Raw genomic sequence first — 1,094 nt, 5'->3', positions numbered from 1 at the left:
TGCGCCATCACCATATCGCCAACCCAGGACGGGCCTACGATAAAAATTTTCAAATCAGTATCTCCGATACCGTAAAACGCAATTAAACTAGCGTCAGCCAGTCTTGGTTTTGCTCACGCTTACCTTTAACTGCGTCAAAGTACATAGTTTGGAACTTCTCGGTCAATGGACCACGTGCGCCATTACCAATCTTACGTCCATCCAATTCACGAATTGGAAGAACTTCCGCAGCAGTTCCGGTAAAGAATGCTTCGTCAGCCACATATACTTCATCACGTGTAATACGCTTCTCAATGATCTCAACGCCTAGCTCTTCCGCAAAAGCAAAGATAGTACGACGCGTTAAGCCATCCAAGCATGAAGTAAGCTCAGGTGTGAACATCTTACCTTCACGGATAATAAAGATGTTCTCGCCAGAACCTTCTGCAACGTAACCTTCGTTATCCAAAAGCAATGCTTCATCACAACCGCTATCTAATGCTTCACGCAAAGCCAACATAGAATTGATGTAATGTCCGTTAGCCTTCGCTTTACACATGCTGATGTTCACATGATGACGCGTGTAAGAAGAAGTACGTACTTTAATACCCTGCTCGCGAAGCTCAGGTGACATATATGATGGCCACTCCCAAGCAGCAACAATCACGTGTACTTTTAAGTTATCAGCACGCAAACCCATGCCTTCAGAACCAAAGAACACCATTGGACGCAAATACGCTTCTTTCAGATTGTTCTCGCGAACAACAGCTTTCTGCGCTTCATTGATTTCTTCTTTGGTATAAGGCATTTCCATGTGCATGATGTGCGCAGAACGGAAAAGACGATCAGTGTGATCCTGAAGCTTAAAGATCGCTGTACCTTCAGAAGTTTCATAAGCACGGACGCCTTCAAACACACCCATACCATAGTGCAATGTATGCGTGAGTACGTGCACCTGAGCATCACGCCAAGGTACCATTTTTCCGTCAAACCAAATCAGGCCATCTCTATCAGCCATCGACATCATGCACATGGAAATGCCTTATACCAAAGAAGAAATCAATGAAGCGCAGAAAGCTGTTGTTCGCGAGAACAATCTGAAAGAAGCGTATTTG

General features: G+C 44.6%; 1 protein-coding gene. It reads right to left on the bottom strand.

Features of this window, described 5'->3' with window-relative positions; translation table 11 throughout:
* Positions 1-82 precede the first annotated feature (82 nt).
* A complete protein-coding gene (locus tag A3738_RS09135) occupies positions 83-1,003 on the bottom strand; it encodes a branched-chain amino acid transaminase (RefSeq protein ID WP_068475295.1) in 921 nt (306 codons plus the stop codon).
* Positions 1,004-1,094 lie beyond the last annotated feature (91 nt).

The organism is Oleiphilus sp. HI0066, assembly GCF_001635725.1.
Note: the sequence above shows the minus strand (reverse complement) of the source record. Positions and strands in the feature narration are given on the sequence as shown.